Consider the following 21,636-nt stretch of genomic DNA (forward strand, 5'->3'; position numbering starts at 1 on the left):
AGCCTGGTGGCGCGCACCGGACCGCTCTATCCTTTCGCTGGAGAACGAAAGGTCGGGCGATGCGGATCGAGGTCACCCCGGCGGACGTGGCGGCCAGCCGCTACGCCATCTCGCCACTGGGCGAGGCGGTCTGGGCGCTGCGCGTGCACGCCGGCCAGCACGCCGTGCCGGGGCTGGCGCCCTGGGTGACCCGCACCCGCTCGGTGTTCGATCGGCTGCGCCGGGACTACCCGGCGGTGGGCGCGCTGATGGCGCTGCTGCGCCGGGGCGGCTACAACGCCGACTTCATCCAGCCGCCACCCGACGGCATCGGCCGCTCCTTCGCCGACGAGCTGGCCGTCGTCCGGGCCACGCCGCTCGGGCAGGCCCGCGACGAGCTGTCCCGCAACCTCGTCGGACTGCGCACCCCACCGGCGTACGCCCGCCGGATCTACGACGCGCCGGACGTCGTGGACCAACTGGCCGACGCGATCGAGGCGTCCTGGACGGCCCTGGTACAGCCGGACTGGCCGCGACTGCGGGCGGTGCTGGAACGGGACCTGGTCCATCGTGCGGGCCGGCTGCTCGCGTACGGCTGGGGGGCCGCCGTGGCGGACCTGGACCCGAGGCTGCGCTGGGTCTCCGGCGGCGGGCTCGGCGCGATCGAGGTGGCCGACCGTGACTCCCGCAGCTACTCGCTGGACGGCCGGGGCCTGCTCTTCATCCCGACGGTCTTCGGCATGATGATCAACTACGTGGAGTCGCCGTGGCCGTTCGCGATCGTCTACCGGGCCTCCGGGGTGGCCGAGTTACTCGGACCGCCCGACCCGGGCCGCCCCGAGGACGCGCTGGACCGGCTGGTCGGGCGCTCCCGCGCGGCGGTGCTGCGGGCACTCGCCCTACCCGCCACGACCAGCCAGCTCGTCGTGCAACTCGGAATGAGTCTGGGCGGCGTCGGCGACCACCTGTCCGTACTGCGCGACGCGGGCCTGATCACCCGGATCCGCTCCGGGCGGTCCGTGCGGTACCGCCGCACCCCGCTCGGCGACGCCCTCACCGCCGACTGATCCCGCCGCCTCTCCTTCACTGCACCGCCGAGCGCAGCAGCGGAAGGGCGCGGTAGGGGATCTGCTCGGCGAGCGCGATGATCGTCGAGGCGCGGGTGATCCCCTCGTACGCCACGATCTGGTCGATCACCCGCTGCAGGTCGGTGTTCGAGCGGGCCACGATCCGGCAGAGCAGGTCGCCCGAGCCGGTGATGGTGTGCGCCTCCAACACCTCGGGGATGGCCGCCAGATGCCGGGTGACCGGGTCGTGCCCGTGCCGCTGACTGATCTCCAGGGTGACGAAGCTGGTCACCGTGAAGCCGAGCGCGGCCGGGCCGAGATCCGGTCCGAACCCGGCGATGACCCCCCGCCCGACCAGCTTGTCGAGCCGCGCCTGAACGGTCCCCCGGGCGACGTGGAGCCGGCGCGAGCACTCCAGGACGCCGATCCGGGGTTCCTCGGCGAGCAGTTCGATGAGTCGCACGTCCAGCTCGTCGAGCTGAGCAATCTGACCAGTGTTCATGCGTGAAGACCATACCGTTTGTGCAACCTGACCAGCGTACGTCGTGAGGGTTGCCCAGTGCGTCCGGTCACCGCGATGCTCGGCAGACAGCACACGATCCCGTCGGCCCACCAGGCCGGCCGGTACGCGAGGGAGGCCACCATGACCCAGGCGATCGACCGACCCCAGCCGACCGAGGAGGTGGACGCCGACGCTCTCGTCGGCGCCGTCGACCACGACACCAGCAAGGACCCGTTCCCGGTCAAGGGTCTCGACTACGTGCATTTCATGGTGGGCAACGCCAAGCAGGCGGCGCACTACTACTCCACCGCGTTCGGCATGACCTGCGTGGCGTACCGGGGGCCGGAGCAGGGCTACCGGGACTACGCCGAGTACGTGCTGACCAGCGGTTCCGCCCGCTTCGTCCTGACCGGCGCGGTACGCCCCGATGCACCCGGCGCCGAACACGTGACGAAGCACAGCGACGGCGTGATCGACATCGCGCTGGAGGTGCCGGACGTGGATGCGGCCTACTCGCACGCCGTCCAGCAGGGCGCCAACGGCCGGACCGAGCCGACCGACATGACCGACGAGCACGGCACGGTCCGCTTCGCGGTCATCGACGCGTACGGCGACACCCGGCACACGCTCGTCGACCGGTCCCGCTACACCGGTCCGTTCCTACCCGGCTTCGTCGCCCGCGGCCCGATCGTGGACCGGCAGCCGATGATCGACGCCGGGGTCCAGCCGAAGCGCTTCTTCCAGGCGGTCGACCACGTGGTCGGCAACGTCGAGCTGGGCCGGATGGACGAGTGGGTCGAGTTCTACCGCCGGGTCATGGGCTTCACCAACATGGCCGAGTTCGTCGGCGACGACATCGCCACCGACTACTCGGCGCTGATGAGCAAGGTCGTCGCGAACGGCACCCGCAAGGTGAAGTTCCCGCTCAACGAGCCGGCCGTCGCGAAGAAGAAGTCGCAGATCGACGAGTACCTGGAGTTCTACCAGGGCCCGGGCGCCCAGCACATCGCCGTGGCCACCAACGACATCCTGGCCAGCGTGGACGCGATGCGCGCGGCCGGCGTCGACTTCCTGGAGACCCCGGACTCGTACTACGACGACCCGGAGTTGCGCGCCCGCATCGGCGAGGTTCGCGTACCGATCGAGGAGCTCAAGTCCCGCAAGATCCTGGTCGACCGGGACGAGGACGGCTACCTGCTCCAGATCTTCACCAAGCCGGTGCAGGATCGTCCGACCGTCTTCTTCGAGCTGATCGAGCGGCACGGCTCGCTCGGCTTCGGCAAGGGAAACTTCAAGGCGCTCTTCGAGGCCATCGAGCGAGAGCAGGAAAAGCGCGGCAACCTGTGACACTGTCGAGCGTGACCCAGCCACCCACGCACCCGACACCGCCGGCCGGCGAGCCCTCGGCCGGCGGTGTCGTGCCGCCCACGGGCCACGTTCGCCGGGACGGTCGTCGTTAAGGTGTCGAGGTGAACGAGCGCAGCGAGGCCGTGACGTGAGCGTGGCACCCGGTTGGTACGTCGACCCCGCCGACCCGGATACCCGCAGGTACTGGGACGGTGAGGGCTGGATCGGCGCGCCCATCCCGGTGGACGTCACGCCGCCCGAGGGCCCACCCCCGCCCGAGCCCGAGCCCGCGCCGGAGCCCACCCCCCCGGCGTCCGCCTCGGCACCGCCCGCAGCCGCCCTGCCGTCCGGCGGCACCCCACCGGCCACCTGGCCGCAGGGCCAGCCGACAGGACAGCCGGGCGGCGGAACGCCACCGGGTTGGCCCGGCGGTCAGGGATCTCCGGGCGCGCCGCCGGCCTGGCCGACAGGTGACACGCCCCAGGGGCCGCCGCCCGGCTGGCCGTACCCGACCTGGCCCGGACGCCCGCCGGCCCCCCGCCCGCACGGAATGCCGCTGGCCTCGTTCGGTGCGCGGCTGACCGCCCGGCTGATCGACTTCGGCATCGTCTTCCTACTCAACGCCCTGGTCAACGGCTGGTTCGTCTGGCGCTACCTCCAGGAACTCTCGGCCCCACTCGACGAGTTCTGGCGCCGGGTGCAGGCTCAGGACCGGACCACCGAGCCGTTGCCCGCCGCCGGTGACCAAGCCGGTGCGCTGGTCGTGACGATCCTGCTCATCGCCACCTCGCTCTGGCTGGCGTACGAGGTGCCGTCGATGGCCGCCGGCGGGCAGACCCTCGGCAAGCGACTGCTGCGGGTCCGGGCGGTACCGGTCGAGGCGGACGCGCCACTGGGCTTCGGCCGGGCGCTGCGTCGTTGGAACACCCTCGGCCTGCCCACGCTGCTCTGGTACTGCTGCGGCCTCGGCCTGCTGCTCCAACTGATCGACGCGCTCTCACCGCTCTTCGACCACCCGTTACGGCAGGCGCTGCACGACAAGCGGGCGCAGACCGTGGTGGTTCAGCTTCCGCGTACCCCCGACGACCGCGCCAACTCTCCGGGAGAGACCCCATGACCGACGGACGACACCAGGCGGCGGTGCGACTGACCCGCGCCGACCTCGACGCGCTGCCCAACTACGTGCCCGGACGCAGCCCGGCCGACCTGGCCCGGGAACTGGGCCTGCCCGAGGCCATCAAACTGGCCAGCAACGAGGTGCCGTACGGCCCGCTGCCCGGTGTGGTGGAGGCGGTCGCCGAGGCCGTCGCCGGGGCGCACCGCTACCCGGACATGGGTGTCGTCGCGCTCCGCCAGGCGCTCGCCGAGCGGTACGGGGTGGACGCCGACCGGGTGGCGACCGGCTGCGGCTCGGTGGCGCTCGCCGAGCACCTGGTCCGCGCCACCTGCCTGCCCGGCGACGAACTCGTCTACTCGTGGCGCTCGTTCGAGGCGTACCCGATCATCGCGGCGACCAGCGGCGCGACAAGCGTGCAGGTGCCCAACGACGCCGGGCACGGGCACGACCTGGCGGCGATGGCCGCGGCGGTGACCGACCGCACCCGGATGATCCTGGTCTGCAACCCCAACAATCCGACCGGCACCGCGGTACGCCGGGCCGAGCTGGACCGCTTCCTCGACGCCGTACCCGACGACGTGCTTGTGGTGATCGACGAGGCGTACCGCGAGTTCGTCACCGACCCGGAGGTGCCGGACGGGCTGACCTACGCCGACCGGCCGAACGTGGCGGTGCTGCGCACCCTGTCCAAGGCGTGGGGGCTGGCCGGCCTGCGAATCGGCTTCCTGGTCGCGCAGCCGCAGGTGGCGGCGGCGGTCCGTAAGGTCGTCACGCCGTTCTCCACAAGCATGGCCGCCCAGGCGGGGGCGTTGGCCGCGTTGGCCCAGGCCGACGAGGTGCGTCGGCGGTGCGCGCTGGTGGTGGCCGACCGCGAGCGCGTCGGCGAGGCGTTGACCAAGCTCGTCCCCGGCGTGCCGGCCAGCCAGGCGAACTTCGTCTGGCTGCCACTGGGTGACCGGTCGGTGGAGTTCGGCAAGGCGTGCGAGTCGCGGGGCGTGATCGTCCGTCCGTTCCCCGGCGACGGGGTGCGGGTCACCATCGGCACGCCGGCCGAGAACGACGCCTTCCTGGCGGCGGCCGAGGCCGCCCTGGCCTGACGCCCGGACGCACCGAGGAGCTGCCGGGCCGGTCCGCCATCCCCCAGCGGACCGGCCCGAGTCTGCTACTCCTGCGGCACTGGCTCCCGCTGCTGCGACCGCCGCCGATAAGCGAAGCCGAACAGCAGCGCCAGCACCAACCCTGAGGCGACAAGTCCGCCGGCCAACACCGTGCTCGACCGGTCGGCGCTGGCCGCCATTGGGACGGTCGTACCGCCGAAGCTGACCGTGCCGCTGGCGCTGCGCTTGGTCCAGCCGCTGGCCAGGTCGAGCGCGCTTGCCACCGTTGGCACGTCGGCGGCGACGATCGGCGACAAGAGACGACGATCACGCCCGCCACGGCTGCCAAACACGCACAGTGTAACTATAAGTAACCTATGTCCGTTTTGTCGAGCTGATGCTCGTCGCCCGTCCTCACGTCGCGGCGATGATCAACGACTCGGCGGTGAGGTAGTACCGCTGGTCGTCCCCGTCGGGATCGACCGGCCGGCGCAGCCGCTCCACCACCACGTAGTCGTCGGCCGCGTACGCGTCGCCCGGCGCCCATCCGGTGCCATCGGAGCCGATGTCGAGAACGAAGCCGGACAGTCGCGCACCGGTGGCCGGATCCACCGTGACAAGCTCGTTCGCCTCGGTCAGCACGTGCACCCGGCCGGGCTGGACCGCGATCACCCGACCCGGCCCGACTTCGGCCCGCCAACGTTCCTCGCCACCGGGTACGGCTCGGCCGACGAGTATCCCATCCGCCAGGTCGACCGCTGTGCCGTCGACCAGCTCGATACCCGGACCGTCCAGCGCCGGTGCCTGCACCGGCGCTTCCGAGCCGAGCAACCAGCCTTGGGCCGGCGCGTCCCCGGGCCCAGCGGTCCGCAGCGCGGCACAGTCGACGCGGTCCGGGCCGCAACCGAGCAGCGTGGCCGTCAATCTGTCACCGGCGTTCGGGGGTCGCCACCTGGCCGTCACCACGCCGGTCGCGGTGTCCCGAAACTCGACCACCGCCGGTCCGTCGCAGTCGTCCACGGTCAGCAGCCGACCACCGGTGCCGCTGCCCACCGGCTCGCGGCAACCGGAACCCACCGCCGCCCGCCACAGCTGCCCGCCATCGGTCAGGTCGAGCGCTTGGACCTCACCGTCGCCGGAGCTGACGACCACGTGGCGGTCGTCGTCGGTCCGGCTCACCGAGAGCCCGCTCGGCCGCCAGACGACGGCCGTGCCGGTACGTCGCGTCACCCGCTCCGCCGCCGGCTCCGGCCCGTCCGCCCGCCAGGCGACCCGACCGGTACGCGCGTCGATCGCCACGAGCTGCCCGTCCGACCAGCGACTCACCACTGTCGTCCCGCTCGCCACCACCGCGTCCAGGCTCGCCGGCCAGCGCCGGTGGGACCAGTACGGGGTGCGCCGGCTGCGGCTGTCGACAGGTTGGTCGGCGTAGACCTGCCGAGGCCCGGCGTACACCCGCAGCCGGCCGTCGACGATCAGCGGGGCTACCGGCAGGCGGCCGGTCACTCCGGGGACCGGCGTGCTCAGCGCCGGGTAATCGTCCCGGGCTGGGGTGCTCACCTCTACCGGCGCCAGGACCCGGTACGCGATGACCCCGACCGTCGCGGCGACGCCCACCGCAATCACCGCCGCCACGATCCGCCGCCGACCCGCCGCCCACCCCATGCCGCACCTCCGCACGGCACCCTACCCAGCCGGCTACGGACCCGCCCCCGCCCCCGAGCCGCCCCGCAAACCCGACCAGCCGTCGAGCCCGCCCACCGAACCCGTCGAGCCGAACTCGCGGCCGGCCCGTCGCGACATGCGGCATGCTGCGGTCTCGTGATGGGCGTGATGCCACTGTTTGCCGCAACTCGCGGGAACACCCGCGCGCGGCCGGGCCTAGGCGTGCGGGGCGCCGGGTCAGGCGACCTCGGCGTGGCGGGCACCGGCTGCGGCGGCCAGGGCGGCGATGTCCTGCCGCAGTACCTTCTCCGCTGCTCGCACCGCCAGGCCGCCGAGCAGCACTGCGAGGGCCCGGCCGGTTGTCTCGGCCGGCTGAGCCCACACCGTCACCGTCACGGAGGCGTGACGACACCCGCGACGGCGCATGTCCCGTAGCGTCCAGGTGATCCGGTAGTCGACGCCGTCACCGGGCGAGCCGAGGACCAGCCGCCGGGGCGGCTCGGCGGCCAACACGACGAACTCCTCGGCCACCCTGCCGCCGCCCGGTCGCGTCCGGATCTCCCGCCAGCTCGTACCCGGGCCGAACGTTCCCGGCGTCAGCAGCTGGACGGGCCGATCACCGCACCTGGACCGGGACAGGTCGGTGAGCACCCGCCACAGATCGGCTGCGGATGACGCGACCAATCCGTTCACCGCAACGGTCGACATGCCACCTCCCGTGGCACCGACGGTACGCGGCGTGAGCGTGGCGCGGGGTCCCCGAGCGGAGATTCCCCGCCGGAGACCCCCTACGGGCATCAGTCGACGAAACGACCGTCCCGGATCGCGCCGAGGAATGCGGTCCAGCCCGGCGGGCTCACCACGAGCACCGGTCCGGCCTGGTCCTTTGAGTCACGGATGCCCACCACACCGTGGACTGCGGCCAGATTGTCGGCCACCTCCACGCAGAGGCCCTGGTCGTTGGAACGGCTGCTGGTACGCCAGACCGCGTCCACGAGATCGTGCATGGTCGTCATCTCCCTCAGTTCTCGACGTTCCGCCAGCCGAGACACGGCCGACCGGAAAAAGGGGGACACCGGCCGGCCCGGCGCGGCATGGCAACGGAATTCCGAGGCGATCAACGAAGACGGTGACGTTCCTTGATCGCACCCGCTGTGCGATCAAGGATTGCTGTCGGGTTCAGGTCAGTTCGACGGCAGGATGCCGCCCGTGACCTCGCCCAACGTGAGGGTGGTGCCGTCCGGCCCGGGTGCGGTGGCGGTGATCGTCACCGTGTCACCGTCGGCCAGGAAGGTGCGTTCCGTCCCGCCCACGGTGACCGGTTCGGTGCCGCCCCAGCTGAGTTCCAGGAACGAGCCGACCTGGTCGCGCCGAGGGCCCGAGACGGTGCCGGAGGCGTACAGGTCGCCGGTACGCAGGGAGGCACCGTTGACGGTCAGGTGCGCCAACTGCTGGGCCGGGGTCCAGTACATGCCGGCGAACGGCGGCTCGCTTACCGACTGCCCGTTCCAGAGCACCCGCAGCCGGAGGTCAAGCCCCAGGTGCGGCTCGTCGCGCAGGTAGTCGGCCACCGGCGGATCCTGCGCCGGGCCGGCGACGAACGCCTCGCGCAGCGCGTCGAGCGGGGTGACCCAGGCGGCGATCGACGTGGCGAACGACTTGCCCAGGAACGGTCCGAGCGGCTGATACTCCCATGCCTGGATGTCTCGCGCCGACCAGTCGTTGACCAGCACCACACCGAAGACGTGGTCGGCGAAGTCCGCAGCGGCCACCGGCCGGCCGAGCGGGCTCGGCACGCCGACCACGAAGCCGACCTCGGCCTCGATGTCCAGGCGCGCCGACGGGCCGAAGGTCGGACCTTCTGAGCTGGTCCGCTGCCCCTGCGGGCGCACCACCGGGGTGCCGGAGACCACCACCGTGCCGGCGCGGCCGTGATAGCCGATCGGCAGGTGTTTCCAGTTCGGCAGCAGCGGCGGCTGCCCGGGGCGGAAGATCAGGCCGACGTTCGAGGCGTGGTGTTCCGACGAGTAGAAGTCGACGTAGTCGGCCACCTCGAAGGGCAACTCCATCCGTACCTCGGCCACGGGCACCAGCAGCGGCTCCACCGCCGCCCGGTGCGCCGGGTCGGTGAGCAGCTCGGTGATCCGATCCCGCACGGCGGTCCACTGCGGGCGGCCCAGTGCCAGGAACGCGTTCAACGTCGGCCGGCACAGCGCGCCACCGGCCAGCACCAGGTCGGCGGCCTCCGCGCCGGCCAGGTCCAGGACAAGATCTCCGATGCGTACGCCGATGCGCGGCTCGTCGTCGCCCACCCGGAACACCCCGTACGGCAGGTGATGCACCCCGTACCCGGAACCCGCCGCACCCGGCACCCAGCTCGCCGGCTGACTCTCGCTCATGCCTCGAAGCCTCCGTTCACCAGCCCGAGCCGGATCAGATCGGTAAGTGGTTCCACGATGCTGCACGAGCCGAACCCCACCCACAGCGGACGCGCCGCGTCATGCCGGCCGTCGGTCGCCTGCACCAGCGGGCGCTCGTCGCGCACGGTGAGCAGCTCGGCGACGGCACCGACGGACGCGCCTTCGGCGGCGGCCAGGGTCGCGGCGAGCACGTTGCCGAAGCCGTGGTGGGTGAAGCCGGTCTCCGGATCCAGGTGCCGCACCGCGTGGTGCAGCCCGGCGGTCAGCTTGAACGGCAGGTCCCGGTCCCGGCAGGCGCAGATCACCGCGGCCAGCTCGGCGGGGGTCGGGAACAGTTCGGCGGCCAGCCCACCGGTACGGAACTTGGCGGCGACCGGGACCCCCTGGGCACGCGAGTCGGCGAGCGCGTCCAGGGCCGCCATCAGCCCGAAGGTGAGCGGGATCTCGGCGTAGACGGGGAGGCCGTCCAGCCGCTCGGCGAGCTTCACCAGCTCGGTCAGTCCGGGTTGCGGGTCCTCGCCCCGTCGCGCGACGGGAACCTCGACCTGTCGTGCGGTCACCCCGAGCGGCGGCAGGAACGACAGCGCGAAGGGTAGCCGGTCGATACCGGTGTCACCGATCACCCCGATGGCGAAGCTCTCCTCAGGGTCGACCAGCGGACTCAGGTCACCCGTGGTGATCGTGGAGGCCGGCAGCAGCAACGGGCCGACCAGGTCGGCGTACCACGCGGCGCGGTGCAACCGGTGGGCAGCCATAGCGTCGGACAGCGGCGCGTTGCCCGGCGGGAAGACTGCGGCGTCGTCGACCAGGCCGGCGACGAGAGTGGGCAGCTGCGTTGACACGAGACAACAATGTACGGGACGCTTCAAGAAGCGGACAACAGCGTCCGATTATCGGACGCGGGCGGATCGGGAGGGCGAGATGCCGTACTACCGCAGCGTCGGCGAGCTGCCACGCAAGCGCCACACCCAGTTCCGGCAGCCGGACGGCAGCCTCTACACCGAGGAGCTGATGGGCCAGGAGGGCTTCTCCTCCGACTCGTCCCTGCTCTACCACCGGTACGCCCCGACCGCGATCGTCGCCGCCGAGGAGTTCACCCCGCCGGCCATCACCCGGGTGCCGAACCTGCCGCTCAAGCCCCGGCACCTGCGTACCCACAAGCTCGACGGGACCGGCGCGGATCCGGTCCTCGGCCGGCGGTACCTGCTCGCCAACGACGACGTGCGGGTCGCCTACGTCCTGGCCGACCGCCCCTCGCCGCTGTTTCGCGACGCCACCGGCGATCACTGCCTCTACGTCGAGGCGGGGACGCTGCGGGTCGAGTCGACGTTCGGCGTGCTCGACGCGGTGGCCGGCGACTATGTGGTCATCCCGACCTCGACGGTGCACCGCCTGGTGCCCACCGGCGGCGCTCCGACCCGCCTGCTCGCCGTGGAGGCGTCCGGGCACATCGGCCCACCCAAGCGCTACCTCTCCGTACGCGGTCAGTTCCTGGAACACTCGCCGTACTGCGAGCGCGACGTCCGAGGGCCGGACACCCCGCTGCTGGTCGACGGCACCGACGTCGAGGTGCTGGTCCGCCATCGTCGGGGATGGACTCGGCACGTCTACGCCAACCACCCGTTCGACGTGGTCGGGTGGGACGGGCACCTCTACCCGTGGGCGTTCTCCATCCACGACTTCGAGCCGATCACCGGCCGGATCCACCAGCCGCCACCGGTGCACCAGACCTTCGCCGGCCCGAACTTCGTGATCTGCTCGTTCGTGCCCCGCAAGGTCGACTACCACCCGGACGCCATCCCGGTGCCGTACCACCACCACAACGTGGACTCCGACGAGATGCTCTTCTACACCGGGGGCAACTACGAGGCGCGGCGCGGCTCCGGCATCGAGCAGGGCTCCATCTCGCTGCACCCGTCCGGCTTCACGCACGGACCGCAGCCCGGCGCGGCGGAACGCGCCATCGGGGTGGACTTCTTCGACGAGCTGGCGGTCATGGTCGACACCTTCCGCCCGCTCGACCTCTGCGACGCCGCGACCGAGTGCGAGGACGACGGATACGCCTGGACCTGGGCCCGCCGCCCCTAGACGAGTGAATCCAAGCGGTTCAGTGGTCGTAGGCGATCAGGGATCTGGTTACGGGCTGGCCGGTGTCCGGTTGTGCCAGATCGCGGCGGTCATCGCGAGGAGTCGTTGCGCGCCTCGGGCGGCTACTCCTTCGATACTTCGACCGCCGTGTAGCTCAAGGTCGAGTTGGCGGGCCCGCCACGATCACGCCGCGACCTCATGAAAGGACTCGGTCCACCATCCCACCAGCGTTGAGGTAACCGTGGGTGCCCGCGTGGCGGCGCTGCGGGCCCGGCGCATCTTCACGACATTCCGGACAAAGACGACCAGAAGGCCAACCGGGCCCGGCGAGGATCACGCGTGCCCGACCGCCCACGTTCCGCCCGCCCGCAGCGTTACCGGCAGCGCAACACCATCGAACGGCTGATGAACCGGCGCAAACAGTTCCGCGCCTTGGCCACCCGCTACGACTCGCCTGCCACTACCGCGCCACCGTGCAGTTCGCCGACATCCTCATCTGGCTACGCGCGAAACCGGACCGCCCCAAGTGATGATCCAGGAGGCACGCCCTAGCAGCCCGCGCGGCCGCAGCGAAGGGCCGGGCGGGCCGTTCCATTCAGGATCCCGTACCCGCCGTGAGGTGATGAGGGGTGAGCGATCGACGTCGATCACCTATTGCACAGGGTTAACAGTTTCAGTAGGCGTGGCGATGTGATCACGTCATAGCCAGCAACCGAACCGCAGTACCGGCCGTGGATCGCCACTGCTGACGATGTCCGGGCAACGCCCACCTGCCGACACGTGTACGGGCGGGCGGCCCTGGCAGGACCGACGAACGCCATGCTCGACTTCGGTTCGGAAGTCGCGGAAACCCGCCGTTTCCGGTCGACGGCCGTCGGCTACCCGGACGGTCGGTTCCTGGGCGCAGCGCGGACGTGCGCGCGTTCGCCCTGTTTGCCGACGAGGCTGAGGTACTCGACCGGTCCACTGCTGGTCGCGCCGAACCAGTGCGGGGTGAGGGTGCCGAACTCTGCGGCCTCGCCGGGCTTGAGGATGAGGTCGTGTTCGCCCAGAACCAGCCGCAGTGCGCCGTTGAGCACATAGACCCAGTCGTAGCCCTCGTGGGTGCGCAGGTCGGGCTCGGCGTGGTCATCCCCGGTCGGGAGTATGAACTTGTAGGCCTGGATGCCGCCGGGGTGACGGGTCAACGGCAGGATCGTCGACCCGTCGCTGCAGGTGATGGGCCGCAGGTTGATCCGAGGGTTGCCGGTGGGCGGCGCGTCCACGAGTTCGTCGAGGGTCACTCCGTGGGCGCGGGCCAGAGGCAGGAGTTGTTCGAGCGTAGGCCGCCGCAGGCCGGCTTCGAGCCGGGAGAGCGTGCTGGTGGAGATCCCGGTCTGCCGGGCGAGGTCGGCCAGGGTGATGTCGCGGCGCTGGCGTAGCTGTTTCAGCCGCGCGCCGACGGCGTCGAGTGTGCGGTCTTCCGCCGGGTCCATCCCTCCAGTTTGCCATTCGGCAACAGGCTTTGCCAGTTCAGCGTCCGGGTTGTCACGCTGGCCGGGCCACTGGGCACGAGCCGGAAGGACGACCGATGACGCACGACTTCGACAGGGACTACTGGGAGCAGCACTGGCGCGCGGCCGGTATCGCGCCCGGTTCGATGGGCGGGCACCCGCCGAATCCGTACCTCGCCTCGGAGATCAGCGGGCTGCCGCCGGGCACGGCACTTGACGCGGGCTGCGGTGCCGGCGCCGAGGCGATCTGGCTCGCCGCGCGCGGATGGCAGGTGACCGCCGCCGACATCTCGGCGGAGGCGCTCGCCCGCGCCGCCCGTCGCGCGGCGGCGGAAGGCGTCTCCGAGGGTCTGCGATGGGTCGAGGCGGATCTGAGCGTCTGGCACCCGGACGCGCGATTCGACCTTGTCATGACCCACTACGCCCACCCGGCAATACCGCAGCTGCAGTTCTATGACCGCATCGCCGGCTGGGTCGCGCCCGGCGGCACCCTGCTGATCGTCGGCCACCTCCACCCCAACCGGCACGGTGCCGCCCACGGCCACGCCCACGGCCACGGCCACGGCCACGGCCAGCCACACGGCCAACCCCACGGGAACGGCGACGGCTGCGCACACCAGCCGCCCGCCGAGGCGTCGGTCACCGCCGAGGCCATCACGGCCCGCCTGGGCGAGACGGCCTGGGAAGTCGTCACCGCCACGCAACGGCACCGGACCCTCGTCGGTCCCGGGGGCGCCGGGATCGCCCTGCACGACGTCGTCGTTCGGGCCACACGGCGCTAGCCGGTTCGCCCACCGTCGGTGCCGGTTCCCGCCCGGCGCAGGCCCCTTAACCACCAGAAAGGAAAACCCGTGCGTACGGATCTGTCCGCCCAGGCTGGCGAGGCCGCTCCAATCATCGAGGACTCACGCCACCGTCGTGTGATCCTGATCGCGGTCTGCGTCGCCCTGATGGCCGTTATCGCCTCGGTGTCCGGCCTGAACGTCGCCCAGCCGCAGCTCGCCATCGAATTCGACGTCTCGCAGAGCACCGTCCTGTGGATCATCAACAGTTACGCCATAAGCCTCGCGGCACTGCTGCTTCCGCTCGGCGCCATCGGCGACCGTGTCGGCCGCAGGCCGATCCTCCTCGCCGGCCTCGCCGTCTTCGGGGTGGCGAGCGCAGCGGCGGGTCTGGCCCCCTCCGCCGAGGCCATGCTCGCCGCACGCTTCCTCGGTGGAGTGGGCGCGGCGATGATCATGCCGGTCACCCTCGCCGTCATCACCTCGACCTTCCCCGACGCCGAGAGATCCAAGGCGATCGGCGTCTGGAGCGGCGTCGCCGGCGGGGGCGGCATCCTCGGGATGTACCTGTCGGCGCTCCTGGTCGACCTGGCCAACTGGCGGTGGTTGTTCGCCCTGCCGGTCGCGCTGGTGCTCGCCGCCGCCATCCTGACACTCCGGTCGGTCCCGAACTCCCGCGAGCGGTCGCCACACAGGTTCGACATCGTCGGCTCGCTGACCTCCGTGGTCGCCGTACTCGGACTCATCGTCGTCCTCCACGAGGGCGCCGAGCAGGGCTGGACCGCACCCGCCACGCTGCTGAGCCTGCTCGTCGGCGTCGCCGCCACGGTCGGTTTCGTGGTGTGGGAGTCGCGTCAGACGGCCCCCCTCCTCGACGTGCGACTCTTCCGCGAGCGCGGCCTGGCCAGCGGCTCCATCTCGCTGCTGACGGTGTTCGGGGTGCTGGCAGGCATCTTCGTGGTGCTCTTTCCGTACTTCCAGGCTGTGCTCGGTTGGTCCGGCCTGCGCTCCACGCTGGCGTTGATGCCGATGGCGCTGCTGATGATGCTCGCCTCCGCCCTCGCGCCCCGGCTGGCGGCCCGCATCGGCAGCCGGGCCACCATGGCGTTCGGCATCTTCCTCGCCGGAGCCGGGCTGGCGCTCCTGGCCACCCTCGTCTCCGTCGAGGGCGGGTACCGGTCGGTGCTGCCCGGCATGCTGATCATGGGACTCGGCATGGGTCTTTCGATGACCCCGTCCACCGAGGCCATCACCACCGCGCTTCCGCGTGAGCGTCAAGGCGTCGCGTCCGCCCTCAACGACGTGACCAGGGAGTTCGGGACCGCACTCGGCGTCGCCCTGCTCGGCGCGGTACTGTCCGCCGGCTACCGCAACGCCATAGACTCCCGCCTCGACGGAGTCCCGGTCCCGGCCGCCGACGCCGCCCGAGCCGGCGTCGCCAACGCCATCGACGCCGCAGACCTGGCCGGCCCCCGGGCAGACGAGGTGGTCCGGGTAGCCCAAGAGTCCTTCGTCGACGGATGGCGGACAGCCATGTGGGCGGGCTTCGTCGTCATGGTGGTCCTGTTCGGCTACGTCCTCGTACGCGGCCCGCAGCGCCGTCCGGTCGCGATGCCGACCGATCCGCCGCCTGCCGACCCGACGGAAGGCAGCAGCTCCCACCCGAGCGCGCTCGCACGATGACGACCAAGGTTGACTCCAGGAAGGGGCGTGTCTCCTGGATCTTGGGATGTGGATCGGCTGTTCACGTCTGGCGTGAGTGGGCGGTTTGAGCTGACCGAGGTCGAGTACGCGCGGATCGCGCCGTTGCTGCCGGCGATGACACCGCAGCATGGTGGGCGGTGGCGTGATCACCGGCAGGTGATCAACCGGATCGTGTTCAGGGTGCGCACCGGGGTGCCGTGGCGGGACGTTCCTACGCGGTACGGGCCGTGGAAGACGCTGCACAAGCGGTTCGCCCGCTGGCAGGAGGACGGGACCTGGGATGGACCACGAAGATCCACACGATCGGGGACGGAACCTGACCAGCCACCTGACCCCGGGCCAGGACTCCGACACCCGCCAACTGGTCCGGCTGCTCGACGGCGTGGCCGTGGCCCGCCCGCAGGCGTCGGCCGCCCCCGCAAACGCCTCGTTTCTCTCCCTGCGGACAGACATCCCACGCAATTTGGTGTCAAGCTGGCGGGTCTGCCGGGACAGACGCGCCCTGGGGTCAGACCACCGGCCGGCCGACGATCGCCAGCCGGGCGGCGGTGGCGATCGCGATGGCCAGGACCAGCGGCCACGGGCTGCCGAACAGGGCGTAGAGCAGGATCAGCACCGGTGCCGCTGCGGCGGCGTACACGGCCAGGGCGAGCGGACGGTCGGTACGCCGCAGCACGGGCAGCACGGTCCGGGTCAGTCCGGGCAGCCGGGACGCCTGCTGCCAGAGCACGATGCCGCCGCCAGCGGCCGCCACCACCGCCAGCAGCCGGGAGAATCCGGAGCCGGTCGCGGTCGAACAGGCGACCACGAGGGCGGCCACCGCCGACCAGCCGGCGCCCCAGAGCACGAACTGTCGCAGTGCCGCCGGCACCGGCTGGCGTGCCACGACCGGCCCGGCGCCGAGGTGGTCCGGCCCGGACGGCCAGGCTTCGGCACGCCCCCGCTCCGGCTCTCCGGTGGGGCCGGTCACCGGCCCGCCGGTGGGTACGTCTCCGCCCGGCACCGGCCAGCTCGGGCGCTCCTCCGGTCCGGCGGGACGGCTGGCGTCGACGTCGCCAGCAGCCGAACGCCCCGACTCGTTCGGGTCATGTCCGGGCCGGTCCGGATCGTCGCTGGCCGGGTCCGGCCGGGCCGATTCGTCCGGCACCTCGCCGGCCAGGCGTCGATCCGGCGGCAGATCCGCCACCGCCGCTTCGGCAAGTCGCTCCAGCGTGGCGGTCCACCGGCGCTGCTCCAGCCGCAGTACCCCGACGTCGTCGCCGGTCTCCGCCAGGCGCGGGTCCAGCCGCAGCGCCTCCCGGTAGGCCCGCTCCGCCAGGTCGTACATCCGCATGTTGGCCGCGACCAGACCCAGCACCAGGTGGCCCTGCGGTTCATCGGGGGCCAGCTCCACTCCGCGCCAGGCCGCGTTCAACGCCGGCTGGCCGTTGCGGGAGCCGGCCAGGATCGCCGCCGCGCTGCGCTGGGCGTACGCGTCCTCCGGCCCCAGGACCAGGATCTCGTCGGCGGTACGGGCGGCCTCGGCATACCGTTCGAGGTCACCGAGGGCCAGCCCACGGACGACGAGCGGGGGCACCTGTCCCGGCGCGGCGGCCACCGCGGCCTCGGCGGCGGCGAGCGCCTCGGTCGGTCGGCCGGCGGCCAGGTGCACCCGGGCCAGCATGGTCGACACGCTGGCGGCGGCCGGGTCGAGGGCCAGCGCGAAGCCGAGTTCGGCCACGGCCTCGTCGTAGCGGCCCAGCTCGGCGAGGAGCGTGGCGCGTTCGAGGTAGCCGTCGGCGGGCGGATCGGTGGGGACGTCGGCGGACATCGCGGCGAGCCTAGGCGCTCGGCTGCTCGTACACCAGGGCGACCGCGATCCCGGCGAGCCCCTCACCGCGCCCGGTGAAGCCCAGGCCGTCGGTGGTGGCGGCGGAGACGGTGACCGGTGCCCCGACGGCCTCCGACAGCACCCGCTGAGCCTCGTCCCGGCGGGGGCCGATCTTCGGCCGGAGCCCAACCACCTGCACGGACACGTTGCCGATGGCGAACCCGGCGGCGCGTACCCGGCGGGCCGTCTCGACGAGCAGCGCCACCCCGCTGGCCCCCGCCCACTCGGGCTGTCCCACCCCGAAGTTGGCGCCGAGGTCACCCAGACCCGCGGCGGAGAGCAGCGCGTTGCAGGCGGCGTGGGCGGCCACGTCCGCATCCGAGTGCCCGGCCAGGCCGTCCTGCTCCGGCCAGTACAGACCGGCCACCCAGCAGGGTCGACCGGACTCGAAGGCGTGCACGTCGGTCCCGATGGCCACCCGAGGAACGATCATGAGCCGAGGGTACGCGCTACCGTCCGGTCGCCAGCAGATGCTCGGCCAGCGCGAGGTCGAACGGCCTGGTGATCTTCAGAGCGTGCTCCGACCCGGGTACGCAGCGCACCGGCACCCCCTGCTTCTCCACCAGCCCGGCGTCGTCGGTGAGGGCGTCGGCGGCAGCGGCGTGGGCGGCGGCCAGCACCGTTCGGCGGAATCCCTGTGGGGTCTGCACGGCGCGCAACGCGGCCCGGTCGACGGTGCCGAGCACCTTCTCGTCCGCGTCGACCTCCTTGATCGTGTCGACGACCGGCAGCACCGGGATCACCGCGTCATGGCCCGCCCGGACCGCCGCGGCCACCGATTCCACGAGCGCGGGCGGGGTGAGTGCGCGAGCCGCGTCGTGCACCAGGACGATCTCGGGACCGGCGGGTACCGCGGCGAGCGCGGCGGCCACCGACGCCTGTCGTTCCGCACCACCGGGGACCACGACCACCGGGGCGATCGGTGCGAGCAGCTCACCCACGGCCGCCACCTCGGCGACCGGAGCGGCCACCACGATGCTGTGCACCGAGGGGGCTGCGGCCAGCCGACGGACCGCGTGCACCAGCAGCGGCTCACCGGCCAGCAGCCGAAGTGCCTTCGGGCGACCGGGCCCGAGGCGTACGCCGGCACCGGCCGCAGGCACGAGGACCGCGACGTCACCGCGCGGATTGAGCTGCGCGGTCACGTCGCGGTCCTCGACGGTTTGTTCGCTACGATTCGGGTACGACGATGCTGTGCCGACTAGGCCTCCGTCAGCACCTTGTCGAGCAGCGTCTCCGCCTCGTCCTTCGTGCTTTTCTCGGCCAGCGCGACCTCGCCGACCAGGATGTCGCGAGCCTTGGCGAGCATGCGCTTCTCGCCCGCGGACAGCCCCCGCTCCCGCTCGCGCCGCCACAGGTCACGAACGACCTCGGCCACCTTCAGCGGGTTACCGGAAGCCAGCTTCTCCAAATTCGCCTTGTAACGCCGCGACCAGTTGGTCGGCTCCTCGGTGTGCGGAGCCCGGAGAACGTCGAAGACCTTACCGAGGCCCTCTTCGCCAACCACCTCGCGCACACCCACGATCTCGGCGTTCTCGGCCGGCACCCGGACCGTCAGGTCACCCTGCGCGACCCTCAGGACGAGGTACTGCTTGGGCTCGCCCTTGATGACCCGAGTCTCGATTGCCTCGATGAGTGCGGCCCCGTGGTGGGGGTAAACAACGGTCTCGCCGACACTGAAAACCATAGGTTCGAAACCCCTTTCGCTGTGTCTAGGGTAACACGCTCAGGCACCGATGTCTCACCGCTGTCCTGACCGTTGGCGCAGCTCAGGGGCCCTGTGAGAGGTATTTCTTCGGCTTGACAGACCATCCAGACGATGATTCGACCACGTTGCGTAACCTTGGAATGACCCCCGGACACCACTGCCATGGACGTGGAGATCCGGGAGGACAAGCGCCGAGGCCCTGCAACACACCCGCTGGAGATCAAGGGCTACGCACCCGTTCCATGATATCCCGCCGCGGTCCGACGCGGGCAGCGGTAGCGGTACCCGGCCCGGTGCGGGACGCTTGAGAGGTGCCGCGTCCGCACACCCGTGAGGTTCCAGGGGGTCGTAATGGGCAAGGCTGACGCTGATGGTCCCGGGCTGCCCGACCTGCCGCCGGAATGGGGTCGGGTGGTCGTCCCGGACGACATAGCCGCCCTGGCCGACGAGGCTGAACAGGTCCGTCGCGAGCTGCGCCGGGCAGCGGCCGACCAACGCCGCTGGCGTCCGCCCGCCGTACCGGTGATCGTGCTGATCGTCGCGGTCCTGACCACCCTCGCCGGTCTGGCCGCCGTCACCTGGCCCAGGACCAGCCGGACCGGAGCGGACACCAGCACGCCCGACCCGGCACCGGCGCAACTGACCGGTCGCCCCCTGCCCGCGCTCGACCTGGTCGACGGCGGGCAGGCACCGGTGCCGCTGCGCGGGCTGTTGCCGGTGGTGGTGCTACTGGTGGACGGTTGTGCCTGCCCGGAGCAGGTGGCCGAGGCGGCGGCGACGGCACCGGCCGGGGTGACCGTGGTCAGCGTGGCCACCGCCCGGCCCCCGGCAGCGCCACCGGGGGTACGCTCGCTCGCCGACCCGGCCGGCGGCCTGCGCGCCTTCCTGCACGTGCCGGCCAGCCAGGACGGCGTGACCGCGCTGCTCGCCGACCGCACCGGCCGGATCACGCTGGTGGTACCCGAGGTCACCTCGATCGCCGACCACCACGCCGAACTGTCCCGACTGGCCGATTGATTCCACCCCGCGCGCAGAGCCCCGGGGAGACCGCTCAGGTCAGGGCGACGAGCCGGGCCTCGATCTGGACCGGCTGCGACCCGGCCGGCGAGAACGACAACCGGGCCGCGGCGCCGGTGCCGGTGAGTTCCATCAGAACCTGCCCACCGTCGCAGCCCACCGTCATCGGGGCCGCAGACCGGGCCCCGCTGACGGCCACCAACAGCTCACCCGGGCCGGTGCAGCGCAGCCACAACAGGTGCCGCTCACCGCGCTCCAACAAGGTCTGCCGAACCACCGCGCCGCCGGAGCTGAGCCGCGCCGACTCGGTCCAGACCAGGTCATTGGCGCTCCGCCAACCGTCCGCGACGCCGGAACTCGTGACGGTGCCGTCCGCCGGTGCGATCACCGCTCCGGTACCCGGGTCGATCACGATGCGGGAGGTCGGCTCGGGCACCACGGCCCCGGTGACCGGGTTCTGCCGCCAGTCCGGGGCGGCCGACGATCCGCCCGGCGCGAGGCCGACGCCGGTCTGCGCCTGCGGCGCCTCTGCCCGCCACCACCAGCCGCCGAGGGCCAGCACCGCCACCGCGACGCCGGCCAGCAGTGCCCCGCGCAGCCGATGAATGGCATCGACGTCCATGCCTGAAGGGTAGCTCTGTCGAATGGTCAGGCGTGCCGTTCCAGTAGAGCGGCGTAGAGGGTCAGGCCGGGGCCGAAGGCCAGCATCACCACCCGGCGCGGTGCCGGTGCCGACCGGAACAGACGGTCGAGGATCAACAACACCGTCGGCGAGGAGCAGTTGCCGTGTTCGTTGAGCGTCTCCCGGGACGCCGCCAACGCTGTCGGCGCCAGCTCCAACTCACGCTCCACCACGTTGAGGATGCGTGGGCCGCCCGGGTGCACGGCCCAGCCATCCACCTCCGACCGGCGGGTACCGTGCCGGGCCAGCACCTCGTCCACCAGCCCTCGGACGTGCGCCGACAGCACCTGCGGCACCTTCGGCGAGAGGCCCATCCGGAAACCGGTGTCGGTCACCTCCCAGGTCATGTGATCGGCGGTGGAGGTGTCGGTCACCGAGGCGACCTCGCGTACGGCGTACCCCCGCCCGCCGGGAACGACAGCCGCGGCGACGGCGGCGTCGGAGAAGAGCGCGTGAGAGACGATCTGCTGGGTGTCCATCCGCGCCGAGGAGGGCTGCAGGTGCAGGCTGGTCAGCTCGGCGCAGAGCAGCAGCGCGGGACGCCCCCGCGCGGTGACGAAGTCACCCACGGCGCCCAACCCAGGCAGCGCCGCGTAGCAGCCCATGTGACCGACGAACATCCGCTGGGTCGTCGCGGCCATGCCCAGATCCCGGGCGAGCAGGATGTCCAGCCCCGGTGTGGCGTACCCGGTGCACGAGCACACCACGAAGAGACCGACGTCGCGGGCATCCAGCCCGGCGGCGGTCAACGCCCGGCCGACCGCCTCCTTACCCAGCGGCAACGCCTCGACCTGGTAGCGAAGCATCCGTCGCTCGGTCGGCCAGTCGGAGACGTCCTCGAGCAACGGATTGACCGCTGCCTGCCGCCGGGTCACTCCCGAGTGCGCGAAGATCCGCTCGGCCAGCGCACGGGTGGAGCCGGAGAAGTGCTGGGAGAAAAACTTCTCCCACAACTCCTGCTGGTCAGCCGAGGGCGGATGGGCCGTGCCCAGGCCCGCGATCACCGGTACGGACACGGTCCCACCTTCCTCTCGTACGCTGACTTCTCCCGGGCCCTGTCCCCGTTCGCGGCTGCGTGGCCCGCAAGCCCGCTCCTCA

21 protein-coding genes and 3 pseudogenes are annotated in these 21,636 nt (G+C 71.7%); 9 read left to right on the forward strand and 15 right to left on the reverse strand.

Annotated features, from left to right (window positions below):
- Positions 1–59 precede the first annotated feature (59 nt).
- Complete coding sequence (locus O7601_RS04460; RefSeq protein ID WP_281564996.1) at positions 60–1,046, forward strand: helix-turn-helix domain-containing protein; 987 nt, start codon at positions 60–62, stop codon at positions 1,044–1,046.
- Between the two features lie 16 nt (positions 1,047–1,062).
- On the opposite strand, the gene O7601_RS04465 is transcribed toward O7601_RS04460, so the two are convergent.
- The gene (locus O7601_RS04465; RefSeq protein WP_281564997.1) at positions 1,063–1,548 is read right to left on the reverse strand and encodes an Lrp/AsnC family transcriptional regulator; all 486 of its coding nucleotides are present in this window, start codon (positions 1,546–1,548) and stop codon (positions 1,063–1,065) included.
- 141 nt (positions 1,549–1,689) lie between these two features.
- On the opposite strand from O7601_RS04465, the gene hppD reads away from it, so the two are divergent.
- The 3 genes from hppD to hisC all read left to right on the forward strand — a co-directional run bounded on the left by hppD (position 1,690) and on the right by hisC (position 5,109).
- Positions 1,690–2,895: a 4-hydroxyphenylpyruvate dioxygenase gene (hppD, locus tag O7601_RS04470; protein WP_281564998.1), complete on the forward strand. Its 1,206-nt coding sequence runs from the start codon at positions 1,690–1,692 to the stop codon at positions 2,893–2,895.
- A gap of 148 nt (positions 2,896–3,043) precedes the next feature.
- Positions 3,044–4,012 (forward strand): RDD family protein, encoded by a 969-nt coding sequence (locus tag O7601_RS04475; RefSeq protein ID WP_281564999.1) that lies wholly within the window; start codon positions 3,044–3,046, stop codon positions 4,010–4,012.
- A complete protein-coding gene (gene hisC / locus O7601_RS04480) occupies positions 4,009–5,109 on the forward strand; it encodes a histidinol-phosphate transaminase (RefSeq protein ID WP_281565000.1) in 1,101 nt (366 codons plus the stop codon). Before O7601_RS04475 ends, hisC begins: the two co-directional genes overlap by 4 nt.
- Positions 5,110–5,174: 65 nt before the next feature.
- Here hisC and O7601_RS04485 read toward each other — a convergent pair whose 3' ends face one another.
- The 6 genes from O7601_RS04485 to O7601_RS04510 all read right to left on the reverse strand — a co-directional run bounded on the left by O7601_RS04485 (position 5,175) and on the right by O7601_RS04510 (position 10,036).
- Complete coding sequence (locus tag O7601_RS04485; protein WP_281565001.1) at positions 5,175–5,426, reverse strand: hypothetical protein; 252 nt, start codon at positions 5,424–5,426, stop codon at positions 5,175–5,177.
- A gap of 97 nt (positions 5,427–5,523) precedes the next feature.
- Positions 5,524–6,774 carry a PQQ-binding-like beta-propeller repeat protein gene (locus O7601_RS04490; RefSeq protein WP_281565002.1) on the reverse strand — a complete coding sequence of 417 codons (1,251 nt, stop codon included), beginning with the start codon at positions 6,772–6,774 and terminating at the stop codon, positions 5,524–5,526.
- A gap of 237 nt (positions 6,775–7,011) precedes the next feature.
- Positions 7,012–7,482 (reverse strand): SRPBCC family protein, encoded by a 471-nt coding sequence (locus O7601_RS04495; protein WP_281565003.1) that lies wholly within the window; start codon positions 7,480–7,482, stop codon positions 7,012–7,014.
- A gap of 89 nt (positions 7,483–7,571) precedes the next feature.
- Positions 7,572–7,781 (reverse strand): DUF397 domain-containing protein, encoded by a 210-nt coding sequence (locus tag O7601_RS04500; RefSeq protein ID WP_281566789.1) that lies wholly within the window; start codon positions 7,779–7,781, stop codon positions 7,572–7,574.
- Positions 7,782–7,958: 177 nt separating this feature from the next.
- A complete protein-coding gene (fahA, locus tag O7601_RS04505) occupies positions 7,959–9,173 on the reverse strand; it encodes a fumarylacetoacetase (RefSeq protein WP_281565004.1) in 1,215 nt (404 codons plus the stop codon).
- Entirely contained in the window at positions 9,170–10,036 is an 867-nt protein-coding gene (locus tag O7601_RS04510; RefSeq protein WP_281565005.1) for a hypothetical protein, read from the reverse strand. The genes fahA and O7601_RS04510 overlap by 4 nt, the downstream gene beginning before the upstream one ends.
- A gap of 79 nt (positions 10,037–10,115) precedes the next feature.
- On the opposite strand from O7601_RS04510, the gene O7601_RS04515 reads away from it, so the two are divergent.
- Positions 10,116–11,282, forward strand: coding sequence for a homogentisate 1,2-dioxygenase domain-containing protein (locus O7601_RS04515; protein ID WP_281565006.1), 1,167 nt, complete (start codon positions 10,116–10,118; stop codon positions 11,280–11,282).
- A 19-nt stretch (positions 11,283–11,301) separates the two neighbouring features.
- Here the strand turns inward: O7601_RS04515 and O7601_RS04520 are convergent.
- Positions 11,302–11,450 (reverse strand): annotated as a pseudogene (locus tag O7601_RS04520) (IS982 family transposase); the annotation flags it as partial.
- 710 nt (positions 11,451–12,160) lie between these two features.
- A complete protein-coding gene (locus tag O7601_RS04525) occupies positions 12,161–12,757 on the reverse strand; it encodes an XRE family transcriptional regulator (RefSeq protein ID WP_281565007.1) in 597 nt (198 codons plus the stop codon).
- Positions 12,758–12,852: 95 nt separating this feature from the next.
- Here O7601_RS04525 and O7601_RS04530 point away from each other — a divergent pair, with 95 nt between their 5' ends.
- The 3 genes and pseudogenes from O7601_RS04530 to O7601_RS04540 all read left to right on the forward strand — a co-directional run.
- The gene (locus tag O7601_RS04530) at positions 12,853–13,557 is read left to right on the forward strand and encodes a class I SAM-dependent methyltransferase (RefSeq protein ID WP_281565008.1); all 705 of its coding nucleotides are present in this window, start codon (positions 12,853–12,855) and stop codon (positions 13,555–13,557) included.
- Positions 13,558–13,626: 69 nt separating this feature from the next.
- On the forward strand, positions 13,627–15,240 hold the full coding sequence (locus O7601_RS04535; protein WP_281565009.1) for an MFS transporter: 1,614 nt from the start codon (positions 13,627–13,629) through the stop codon (positions 15,238–15,240).
- A 72-nt stretch (positions 15,241–15,312) separates the two neighbouring features.
- Positions 15,313–15,543: pseudogene (locus tag O7601_RS04540) on the forward strand (transposase); the annotation flags it as partial.
- A 904-nt stretch (positions 15,544–16,447) separates the two neighbouring features.
- Here the strand turns inward: O7601_RS04540 and O7601_RS04545 are convergent.
- From O7601_RS04545 to O7601_RS04560, 4 genes and pseudogenes are all read right to left on the reverse strand, one after another.
- Positions 16,448–17,071 (reverse strand): annotated as a pseudogene (locus tag O7601_RS04545) (tetratricopeptide repeat protein); the annotation flags it as partial.
- A gap of 10 nt (positions 17,072–17,081) precedes the next feature.
- Positions 17,082–17,564, reverse strand: a complete 483-nt coding sequence (gene ispF, locus O7601_RS04550) for a 2-C-methyl-D-erythritol 2,4-cyclodiphosphate synthase (protein ID WP_281565010.1) — start codon at positions 17,562–17,564, stop codon at positions 17,082–17,084.
- A gap of 16 nt (positions 17,565–17,580) precedes the next feature.
- Positions 17,581–18,276, reverse strand: a complete 696-nt coding sequence (ispD, locus tag O7601_RS04555) for a 2-C-methyl-D-erythritol 4-phosphate cytidylyltransferase (RefSeq protein ID WP_281565011.1) — start codon at positions 18,274–18,276, stop codon at positions 17,581–17,583.
- Between the two features lie 56 nt (positions 18,277–18,332).
- On the reverse strand, positions 18,333–18,818 hold the full coding sequence (locus O7601_RS04560; protein ID WP_007073334.1) for a CarD family transcriptional regulator: 486 nt from the start codon (positions 18,816–18,818) through the stop codon (positions 18,333–18,335).
- A 372-nt stretch (positions 18,819–19,190) separates the two neighbouring features.
- Here O7601_RS04560 and O7601_RS04565 point away from each other — a divergent pair, with 372 nt between their 5' ends.
- Positions 19,191–19,856 (forward strand): hypothetical protein, encoded by a 666-nt coding sequence (locus O7601_RS04565; RefSeq protein WP_281565012.1) that lies wholly within the window; start codon positions 19,191–19,193, stop codon positions 19,854–19,856.
- Positions 19,857–19,890: 34 nt separating this feature from the next.
- Here the strand turns inward: O7601_RS04565 and O7601_RS04570 are convergent, their stop codons facing one another.
- Entirely contained in the window at positions 19,891–20,478 is a 588-nt protein-coding gene (locus O7601_RS04570) for a hypothetical protein (protein ID WP_281565013.1), read from the reverse strand.
- Positions 20,479–20,504: 26 nt separating this feature from the next.
- Positions 20,505–21,554, reverse strand: a complete 1,050-nt coding sequence (locus O7601_RS04575; protein ID WP_281565014.1) for a type III polyketide synthase — start codon at positions 21,552–21,554, stop codon at positions 20,505–20,507.
- Between the last annotated feature and the right edge of the window lie 82 nt (positions 21,555–21,636).

It is taken from the genome of Verrucosispora sp. WMMD573, from assembly GCF_027497175.1.
Taxonomy (GTDB): domain Bacteria; phylum Actinomycetota; class Actinomycetes; order Mycobacteriales; family Micromonosporaceae; genus Micromonospora.

Excerpts from the sequence above, each read along its gene's own strand:
- O7601_RS04460 (WP_281564996.1), top strand. The coding sequence starts at position 60 with ATGCGGATCGAGGTCACCCCGGCGGACGTGGCGGCCAGCCGCTACGCC.
- O7601_RS04465 (WP_281564997.1), bottom strand. The coding sequence starts at position 1,548 with ATGAACACTGGTCAGATTGCTCAGCTCGACGAGCTGGACGTGCGACTC.
- hppD (WP_281564998.1), top strand. The coding sequence starts at position 1,690 with ATGACCCAGGCGATCGACCGACCCCAGCCGACCGAGGAGGTGGACGCC.
- hisC (WP_281565000.1), top strand. The coding sequence starts at position 4,009 with ATGACCGACGGACGACACCAGGCGGCGGTGCGACTGACCCGCGCCGAC.
- O7601_RS04490 (WP_281565002.1), bottom strand. The coding sequence starts at position 6,774 with ATGGGGTGGGCGGCGGGTCGGCGGCGGATCGTGGCGGCGGTGATTGCG.
- O7601_RS04495 (WP_281565003.1), bottom strand. The coding sequence starts at position 7,482 with ATGTCGACCGTTGCGGTGAACGGATTGGTCGCGTCATCCGCAGCCGAT.
- O7601_RS04500 (WP_281566789.1), bottom strand. The coding sequence starts at position 7,781 with ATGCACGATCTCGTGGACGCGGTCTGGCGTACCAGCAGCCGTTCCAAC.
- fahA (WP_281565004.1), bottom strand. The coding sequence starts at position 9,173 with ATGAGCGAGAGTCAGCCGGCGAGCTGGGTGCCGGGTGCGGCGGGTTCC.
- O7601_RS04515 (WP_281565006.1), top strand. The coding sequence starts at position 10,116 with ATGCCGTACTACCGCAGCGTCGGCGAGCTGCCACGCAAGCGCCACACC.
- O7601_RS04525 (WP_281565007.1), bottom strand. The coding sequence starts at position 12,757 with ATGGACCCGGCGGAAGACCGCACACTCGACGCCGTCGGCGCGCGGCTG.
- O7601_RS04530 (WP_281565008.1), top strand. The coding sequence starts at position 12,853 with ATGACGCACGACTTCGACAGGGACTACTGGGAGCAGCACTGGCGCGCG.
- ispF (WP_281565010.1), bottom strand. The coding sequence starts at position 17,564 with ATGATCGTTCCTCGGGTGGCCATCGGGACCGACGTGCACGCCTTCGAG.
- O7601_RS04560 (WP_007073334.1), bottom strand. The coding sequence starts at position 18,818 with ATGGTTTTCAGTGTCGGCGAGACCGTTGTTTACCCCCACCACGGGGCC.
- O7601_RS04565 (WP_281565012.1), top strand. The coding sequence starts at position 19,191 with ATGGGCAAGGCTGACGCTGATGGTCCCGGGCTGCCCGACCTGCCGCCG.
- O7601_RS04570 (WP_281565013.1), bottom strand. The coding sequence starts at position 20,478 with ATGGACGTCGATGCCATTCATCGGCTGCGCGGGGCACTGCTGGCCGGC.